Origin of the sequence: Streptomyces sp. NPDC004658, assembly GCF_040609555.1 — a bacterium.
Classification (GTDB): Bacteria; Actinomycetota; Actinomycetes; order Streptomycetales; family Streptomycetaceae; genus Streptomyces.
In genome coordinates this window covers 1-9042 of sequence record NZ_JBEXKG010000229.1, presented here as the reverse complement: position 1 = coordinate 9042, position 9042 = coordinate 1, and the positions used below count along the sequence as shown (strand labels likewise).

Genomic DNA, 9042 nt, shown 5'->3' with positions numbered 1-9042 from the left:
GCCGTCGCCACGCGCCGGGGCCAGGGAGTACCGCCGACGGCCGCTGGTCCGGCGCCGGTGGCCGACGCCGCCGGATCGGTGCCGGACGCAGGTCACGCGGAGGCCGCGCGTCCGGGAGCCGGGGTCGGGGGTCCCACGCCCGAGGCGGGCTCGGCTGATGCCGGTGCCGAGGGTGCGGTGCCTGCCGGTGTCACGGGCGGGCGTCCCGGCGACGCCGCCCGGGAGGCGCTGCGTGCGGCCCGGCGGGAAACGGAAGCGCTGCGTGCGCAGGCGGCGGAACCCCGCCGTGAACGGCGGACACCGGCGGGTGCCGGTACCGGCACACCGCGCACCCCGCCCGCCCCGGGGCAGGGGAGTTCGGCCGCCCGGTCCAAGGCCGCGCGAGACATGCGGCAGTACCTGGCGACCGCCTTCCGCATGCCCACCTGGGCGGAGACCGACGAGGAGCCGGAGCGGGCCGGCCACGCCGGGCCCGCACCGAGCGAACCGGCACAGGCACCGACGCCGTCGTCCTCGGCGTCCGAGCACCCGCGCGAAGTGCCCGGCGGCACTTCGGGCAACCCTGCGCCTGGCGAGCCGTCCGCTCCTGCGGAGAGGGCCGCCCGGTCCGCCGCGTCGGCGCACCCCGGCCCGACCGAGCGGTCCACGCCCCCGTCCGAGCCGTCCGCCTCCTCGCCCACGGCGAACACCCCCTCGGCCGTCACCTCGGCCCCCTCGGACTCGGCCACGCCCTCCTCCCGCCCGACGACGCCCCGCGCCCCCCTCGCCCCGCAGGTACCGCCGACCATGGCCACCCCCCACCGCGACACCGAACTCCGCCGTACCTTCCCGGCGTTCCCGCCGCGTCAGGCCGCCGATGGGGAGTCGTTCGCCAGGACCTGGTGGGGCAACGCCTGGGTCGGGGCGCTGGAGCGGGGCGCGCTGGACGCGAAGCGGCTGGCGCGCGGGCGGGGATACGCGGACCAGGGGCATGTGGACGCCATCACCGTCACCCCGGGTCTCGTGCTGGCCTACGTGCGCGGGAGCCGGCCCCGGCCGTACCGCGTGCAGGTGCGGGTGCGGACGCTGGAGGACGAGGACTGGGAGAGGTTCCTGGACGCCGCGGCCGACCGGCCGGGGCACATCGCGGCGCTGCTCGACAAGGAGTTGCCCCAGTCGCTCGCCGACTGCGGTGTGCCTCTGCTGCCCGGTCCCGGCGACCTCGTCCCCCGGTGCAGCTGCCCCGACTCGGGGCACCCCTGCAAGCACGCCGCCGCCCTCTGCTACCAGACGGCCCGCCTGCTCGACGCCGACCCCTTCGTGCTGCTCCTGCTGCGCGGCCGGGGCGAGAAGGAACTGCTCGACGCCCTGTCCCGGCGCAGTGCGGCCCGAGCCGCCCGCGCCGCCCGGGAACGGCAGCAGACGCTGCCCGGCGTCCGTGCCGCCGACGCCCTCGCTCCGCGCGACCTTCCGCCGTTGCCCCCGCCGTTGCCGGTGCCGCCGCACCCCGAGCAGCCTCCGGCGTACCCGTCGGCGCCCGGAGGCCCGGACCCCTTCGCGCTCGACCAGCTGGCGACCGACGCCGCCGCCCGTGCCCACGCCCTGCTCGCCACCGGGCGCGACCCGGTCGGCGAACTGACCCTGTGGCAGGACGCGGTACGGCTCGCGGCGGCCCGCCCCGGTGCGGGGCTGACCGCGGCCACCCGGGCGCTGTACGCCACGCTCGCCGACGCGGCCCACCGCACCCCGGCCGATCTCGCGCGTGCCGTCGCGGCCTGGCGGCAGGGCGGCTCGGCGGGGCTCGCCGCGCTGGAGGAACCGTGGGACCCGCCGGCCGGCCGCTTCGACCGGGCCCGCCCGCTGCTGCTCGCCGCCGACCTGCCGGCGTTCCGCCCCTGGCGCAACCGCCTCACGCACCCACGCGGCCACGTCCAGCTCCGCCTGGGCCGCGACGGCCTGTGGTACGCCTACGAGTCGGACCCAGGACAGGACGACTGGTGGCCCCGCGGCACCCCGGACCTGGACCCGGTCGGCGCCCTGACCGGCCTGGGCATACCCGACGACGCGGTCTGAGCGACCCGCGCCCGTTTCCAGGGCCGTGCGGCGGGACGTACCCGACCGGCTCGGACGCGCGGCCCGGCGCCGGCGGTGGTCCCCGGCCGGGTCCGGGGCGGTTGGGTCAGCCCTGCCGCTGCGGCTCGGCCTCGCTGCGCGCGCCGTCCAGGATCGCGTCGAGGAGGCCGGGATAGCGGTGGTCGAGGTCGGCGCGCCGCAGCGACAACAGGTTCTCCCGGCCCGACGGGCGCTGCCAGATGACGCCGGCGTCGCGCAGAACGCGCCAGTGGTGCGTCATCGACGACTTCGAGACCCCGTCCAGGATGCTGCCGCAGTTGTGCTCCTCGCCGTCGCTGAGGACGCGGACAACGGTCAGGCGCATGGGGTTGCCGAGGGCGCTGAGGACGTTTTCGATGCGGATCTGATCACGGTCGGGGTGGTGGGCGATCACGGTCCCACTGTACTGCGACAGTCGGACCGTCGGACCGATTCCCCTGTGTGCGGCGCTCGTTGTCCGAGGCGCGGGCCATGGCTGGATCACGCCCCCCTGGTTGCCGACGGTTCGATTGTACGTAAACATGCGAACAGTCGTATTGGTTGGGCCGCCCTGCCCATGACCCCAAGGGGTTGATCTGTCATGTTCACTTCACTCAGGCCGCGGGGTCACGCGGGCCCGGACGGGCGAGGACCGGGCTGGAGTCTGGCGCTGCTGGCCCTGGCGCAGCTGATCTTCTCGCTCGACCTGAACATCGTCTTCGTCGCGCTGCCCGACATCGGCGACGACCTGGGCTTCCCCGGCCAGACGCAGCAACTCGTCGTCAGCGCCTACGTCGTCTTCGCCGGCGGCTTCCTGCTGCTCGGCGGGCGGGCGGCGGATCTGCTCGGGCGACGCCGGATCTTCGTCCTCGCACTCGCCGTCTACGCCCTGTCGTCCCTGGCCGGCGGGCTGGCCGGCGGTCCGGCCGTCATCATCGCCGCCCGTGCCGTCCAGGGCATCGGCGGCGCGCTCCTGCTGCCGTCCACGCTGTCCCTGATCAACACCCTCTTCGAGGAAGGGCCGAGGCGGAACCGTGCACTCGCCGTGTGGGGCGGGGCCGGCGCGAGCGGTCTGACCGTCGGCGCGCTGCTGGGCGGCATCCTCACGGAGAGCTTCGGCTGGCCCGCCGTCTTCTTCGTCAACGTGCCGCTGGCCGGTCTCGTCGCCCTCGCCGCACTGGCCGTCATCCCGCGCGACGAGGCGCGCACCGCGGGCCGCCGCTTCGACCTGCCCGGCGCCCTCACGGTCACCGCCGGTGCCACCCTGCTCGTCTTCGGCCTGGTGGAGGGCCCGGAACGGGGCTGGACCGCGCCCGAGGTCATCGGCTCCCTCGCGTCGGCCGCCGTCTTCCTGGCCGCCTTCGCCGTCATCGAGTCGCGCAGCCGGGACCCGCTCATGCCGTTCCGCCTGTTCCGCAACCGCAGCCTCGGCGTGGGCATCACCGTCACCTTCCTCTACATGGCCACCTTCGGCACGCTGCCGTACTTCCTGACCGTGCTGCTGCAGTCCGTCCACGGCTTCAGCGCGCTGGAGACCGGCCTGGCCTTCCTGGTGCCCTCCGTCGCCATCGCCACCGGCACCCAGCTGGGCGAGCGCCTGACCACCCGGCTGGGCACCCGTCGCACGCTGCCGGCCGGCTTCCTCGTCGGCGCCGTCGGCACGGCGCTCCTGGCGTGGGGCTTCGACGCGGACGCCACCTACCTGATGGCCGTGCCCGGCCTGATCGTCTCCGGCGTGGGCCAGGGCATCGTCTGGACCGCGATGTGGATCGCCGCCGCCACCGGCGTCGCGGCGGACGAGCAGGGCATCGCCAACGGCATGGCCTCCACCACCCTCAACATCGGCAACGCCATCGGCCTGGCCGTCCTGACCGCGGTCGCCGACGCCGGCACCGGGGGCAAGACCGGCCAGGCCCTCAAGGCCGCCACCGCCGACGGCGAGTTCCTCGTCGTCCTGCTCACCGCGGCCGGCATGGTGGCCGGTCTGCTCCTCGCCCTCGGCCTGCCCGGCAAGAAGGCGCAGGCCGCCTCCGCGGCCGCCGACGATCCGGTCTTCACGGTGCGGTGAGCGCGGCCGGCCGGCCGCCCCCCACGAGGCGTGCGCTCAGGTGCCCCCGGGGGCCGCGGTCGCCGGGGCACCGTTCCTGCGAGCGCCGGCCGGCCCGCATCCGGCCCCCGTCGCCGGGTCCGCCCTCACACGCCGTCGCGCACGAGGCTTCGGACGGCGGGAGAGCGCCGGGGCCGGTGCGCACCGGACGACAGGTCCCGGTTTGCACCGGACGACAGGTCCCGGTGCGCACCGGCGGTCGACGGCGGCTCCGGTCCGCTCGGTGCGGTCGAGGGCGGACGCCCACCGCGCGTACCGCCGACGGCGCGGATGCGTCACGTTGCGCGGCGCCGGGGCGGGAAGCCGTGGCCGCGCGCGGCGAGGACCACGGCGAGCACGGGCAGCAGGAGCACCAGCACGGTCCACGGGAACGAGCCGCTGCCGGCCGCGTCCAGCAGGACGCCTCCCAGCACGCCGCCGCCGGCCATGGCCACGTTCCACAGCGTGACCAGCATCGCCTGGGCCGCGTCGGCCCGGTCCCCGGCCGCGTCGCCGACGGCGGTCTGCAACAGGGTGGGCAGCCCGCCCCAGCCCAGGCCCCACAGCGCGGCGGCGACGTACACGGGTGCGCCGCCCTCGCCGAGCACCCCCAGCCAGGCCGCGGCCACCGCCACCAGCACGGTGCCCGCGACGGTCAGCGAACGCAGCCGGTCCTGGATGAGGGCCCCCACGGCCCAGACGCCCAGCAGCGAGGTGGCACCGAAGGCGAGCAGCACCAGGTCGGTGTCGTCGCCCATCCCCAGTCCGTCGAGGAACGTGGCGATGTAGGCGTACAGGACCGTGTGGGCCAGCACGAAGACGAGCGTGACGAAGAGGACCGGGCGCACGCCCGGGATCCCCAGCGTCCGCAGCATCCGCGGACGCTCCTCGCGGGGCCGGCCGGGCTGGTCGGGCACGACGGCGGTGATCCACACCAGCAGCACCACCGTGAGCGCCGTCATCGCGAGGAACGCCACGCGCCAGCCGAGGGCCTGGCCGAGGAACGTCCCCGCGGGCACACCGAGGGAGAGCGCCACCGGTATCCCCGTCATGGCCACGGCGATCGCCCGGCCCTGGAGGGGGGCGTCCACCATGCGCCGCGCGTAGCCGGCGAGCAGGGACCACGCCAGGCCGGCGGCGACACCGGCGAGGAAGCGGGCCACCATCGTCAGGCCGTAGACGGACGACACGGCGGTGACCGTGTTGGCCACGGCGAAGCCCGCCACGGCGGTGAGCAGCAGCCGCTTGCGCCGCCAGGCGGCGGTGGCCGCGGTCAGCGGGATCGCGGTGAGCGCCGTGCCGATCGCGTAGACCGTGACCGTCTGCCCGGTCGCGGACTCGCCCACCCGCAGGTCATGGCTCATCTCCGGCAGAAGGCCCGCGGGGAGCGTCTCGGTGAGGCTGGTGAGGAACACCGCGGTGGCGAGGGCGAGCAGCGCCGGCAGCGGCAGTCTCCCGCCGCCCCGCCGGGCGGGCGGCGCGGCACCGGAATCCCTGGCGGACGGGGCGGCCGTGTCGGGGGAGGCGGTCATCGCAATGCACTCCGTAGGTCGTTTCGTGGGTTTCGCCGGTCTCGTGGTGGTCTCGTGGACCTCGTGGATCCGGGTCTCGTGGCACTGTGCGGGCGGCCGCTTCGGGAACGCTTCGGAAATCCTTCGGGGACGCTCCGGGGACGCTTCGGGGCCGGACGGAACAGCCGAGCCGCTGACCGGACGGGTACGGTGGTGCGCATGCGGTTTGGGGTGCTCGGACCACTCGCGGTGTGGGACGACGAGGGGGAACCGCTCCAGGTCCCCGAGACCAAGGTGCGGGCGCTGCTTGCGGATCTGCTCGCGCACGACGGCGGCCCCGTCTCCGCCGACCGGCTCATCCACGACCTGTGGGGCGACCACCTCCCCGCCCGTCCGGCGGGCGCGCTCCAGGCCAAGGTCTCCCAACTGCGCCGCGTGGTCGGCCGCGAGCGGCTCGTACGGCAGCCGCCGGGGTACCGGCTGCGGCTCGGCCCGGACGACGACGTGGACACCGAGCGGTTCGCCCGGCTCGTCACCGAGGCGCGCTCCGTCGCGGACCCGCGGGCGCGGGCGGAGCGCCTCACCGAGGCCCTGCGGCTGTGGCGGGGGCCGGCGTACGCCGACTTCGCCGACGAGGAGTTCGTCCGCGCGGCCCGGGAGTGCCTGGCGGAGCAGCGGCTGGCCGTGCTGGAGGAGCGGGCCGAGGCCCGGCTGGCGGCGGGGGACCACCTGCTGCTCGCCGGTGAACTGGCCGCGCTCGTGGCCGAGCACCCGCTGCGGGAGCGTCTGCGCGCGGTGCAGATGCGGGCGCTGTACCGCGCGGGCCACCAGGGGGAAGCGCTCGCGTCGTACGAGGAGCTCCGCACGCGCCTCGCCGACGAACTGGGCGCCTGCCCCGGTCCCGCCCTGAGCGCCCTCCACCGGGCGATGCTCCGTCAGGACCCGTCGCTGGACGCCGACGCGGCGGCTCCGGCACAGGGGGCCGCGCCGCCGGGGCGTTCCGAGGGCACCGCGCCGCACACTCTCCCGCGGACGCCCCCGCTGCCCTCGCCCCCCGAGATCACGCCCGCCACCCCGGCCAACGTCCCCCATCCCCTCACCCCGCTCATAGGCCGCGACCGCGCCCTCGCCGATCTCTCCCCGCTGCTCGCGCGGCAGCGGCTGGTCACGCTCACCGGTCCCGGTGGGGTCGGCAAGACGCGTCTCGCGGTGGCCGTCGCGCGGGAGTTCGCCTCCGGAGGCGTGCCCGACGGGGTCTGGTTCGTGGAGTTCGCGGGTGTCCGCGGCGCCACCCCCGACGACCTCGCCGGGATCGTCGCCGCGACCCTCGGCATCCGCGACGACGCTCCCTCGGCCCCGCCCGCGACCGGTACCGCGGCTGCGTCCCCCGTGCACCGGCTGGCCGCCGCCCTCCGCGACCGCCGTACCCTGCTCGTGCTGGACAACTGCGAGCACGTCGTCGCGGCCGCCGCCGAGCTGGTCGCGCTGCTCCTGCGCGGCGCGCCCCGGCTGCGGGTCCTCACCACCAGCCAGGAACCGCTCGCCCTGGCCGGTGAAACGGTGTTCCTGGTCGAGCCGCTGCCCCTCCCGGACGCCGTACGCCTGTTCACCGAGCGGGCCGCCGCCTGCGCGCCCGGCTTCCCGACCGCCTCCGGCGGTGGCGACGGCAGCGGTGAGGGCGACGGCAGCGGTGAGCACCGGGGAGCCGACCCCGCCGCCGTGGCCGAGATCTGCCGTCGTCTGGACGGCATCCCGCTCGCCCTGGAACTCGCGGCCTCCCGGGTACGAGCCCTCGGGGTACGGGAGTTGGCCGCGCGTCTCGGTGACCGGTTCCGGGTGCTGACCTCCGGTCAGCGGGGCGCGCCCGCCCGTCAGCAGACGCTGCGCGCGACGATCGACTGGAGCTGGGAGCTGCTCAGCGTGCCGGAACGCCTCGTGCTGAGCCGTCTCGCCGTGCACGGCGACGGCTGCGCCCTCGACGCGGCGGAGGCGGTGTGCGCGGGGGAGGGCGTGCCCGGTGGCGCGGTGCTCGACCTCGTCACCCGGCTCGTCGAGAAGTCCCTCGTCGTCGTCGCGGACGGCCCGGCCGGCCCCCGCTACCGCCTCCTGGAGTCGGTCGCCGCCTACGCCCTGGAGCGGCTGCGCGAGACGGCCGGCGAGACCGCCGTGCGCGAGCGGCACCTGCGCCACTACCTCGCGCTCGCCGAACGCGCGGAGCCACGGCTGCGCGGCCCGGAGCAGCGGGACTGGCTCGCCCGCCTGGACACCGAGGCGGGCAACCTGCGCGTGGCCCTGGACGAGGCGGTGCGCCGGGCCGCCGCCGGACGGAGCGGGGAAGCCGCACGACTGGCCACCGCCCTGTCCTGGTGGTGGCTGCTGCGCGGCCGGCTCACCGAGGCCCGCCGCGTCCTGGCCGCCGTCCTCACCGCCACCGCCGACGGCCCCGATCCCGAACTGGCGCTGCTGCACAGCGCGTTCGTGCTGCTCACCGGGGAGCGCACGGTGACCCCCGCCGCCGACGCCGTACCCGACCCCGCGCGCCGCGCCCGGGCGCTGTGGCTGAACGCCTACGGCGCGTTCAGCGTGGGCGACCTGGACGGCAGCCGCGCCCTGAACGCCCGTGCCCTGGACCGTTTCGAGGCGGCGGGGGAGCAGTGGGGCGTGGCCGCCGCGCTCGGCCTGCGGGCGGCGCTCGCCCTGGTCCGCGGTGACCTGGAAGGACTGGCCCGCGACGGGCGGCGCAGCCGTGCCCTGTTCCGCGAACTGGGAGACCGGTGGGGCGAGTTGCAGACCGTGTCGCCGCTCGCCGTGCTCGCCGAGATCAAGGGGGAGTACGCACAGGCCGCCCGCCGTCAGCACGAAGGGCTCCGGATCGCCCGGGAGTTGTGTCTGGAGGCCGAGGTGTCGGCGCGGCTGTCCGGGCTCGGCCGCCTCGCGCTGCTCGCCCACGACTTCGACCGCGCCCGCGAACTGCACGAGCAGGCCCGCCGGATCGCCGTCGCACAGGGCTACAAGTACGGCGAGATCCACGCCGACATGGGTCTGGCGCTCGGTGCGCGGCGCTCCGGCGACCTCGACGCGGCCGAGGCGCACCTGCTGCGCATCCGCGCCGCCCACGCCGACGTCTCCTCCCCGGCCGGTGACCACCTCCGGCACGCCGAGCTCGGCTTCCTCGCCGAGCTCCGCGGCGATGCCGCCCGGTCCGCCGCCCATCACCTGCGCGGCCTGCGCATCGCCCGCTCCCTGGACGAGCCCCGCGCCCTCGCGCTCTCCCTGGAAGGGCTCGCCGGTACGGCCGCGATGTGCGGGCACCGGTCCGGCGCCACCTGCGCGGCCCTGCTCCTCGGTGCCGCCCACGCCGCACGCAGCGGCGTG

Annotated in this window: 5 protein-coding genes; 3 read left to right on the top strand and 2 right to left on the bottom strand. The window is 76.3% G+C overall.

What is annotated here, in order from left to right; all coding sequences use genetic code 11:
* Nucleotides 1-57: 57 nt before the first annotated feature.
* On the top strand, nt 58-2052 hold the full coding sequence (locus ABZV94_RS38010) for an SWIM zinc finger family protein (RefSeq protein WP_356349003.1): 1995 nt from the start codon (nt 58-60) through the stop codon (nt 2050-2052).
* A 106-nt stretch (nt 2053-2158) separates the two neighbouring features.
* Here ABZV94_RS38010 and ABZV94_RS38005 read toward each other — a convergent pair whose 3' ends face one another.
* Nucleotides 2159-2485 carry a helix-turn-helix transcriptional regulator gene (locus ABZV94_RS38005; RefSeq protein ID WP_356349001.1) on the bottom strand — a complete coding sequence of 109 codons (327 nt, stop codon included), beginning with the start codon at nt 2483-2485 and terminating at the stop codon, nt 2159-2161.
* Between the two features lie 186 nt (nt 2486-2671).
* On the opposite strand from ABZV94_RS38005, the gene ABZV94_RS38000 reads away from it, so the two are divergent.
* Nucleotides 2672-4138 (top strand): MFS transporter, encoded by a 1467-nt coding sequence (locus tag ABZV94_RS38000; protein ID WP_356348999.1) that lies wholly within the window; start codon nt 2672-2674, stop codon nt 4136-4138.
* A 314-nt stretch (nt 4139-4452) separates the two neighbouring features.
* Here the strand turns inward: ABZV94_RS38000 and ABZV94_RS37995 are convergent, their stop codons facing one another.
* Nucleotides 4453-5688, bottom strand: a complete 1236-nt coding sequence (locus ABZV94_RS37995) for an MFS transporter (RefSeq protein WP_356348997.1) — start codon at nt 5686-5688, stop codon at nt 4453-4455.
* Between the two features lie 198 nt (nt 5689-5886).
* On the opposite strand from ABZV94_RS37995, the gene ABZV94_RS37990 reads away from it, so the two are divergent.
* A partial coding sequence (locus ABZV94_RS37990; protein ID WP_356348995.1) for a BTAD domain-containing putative transcriptional regulator occupies nt 5887-9042 on the top strand: 3156 nt, incomplete at its 3' end.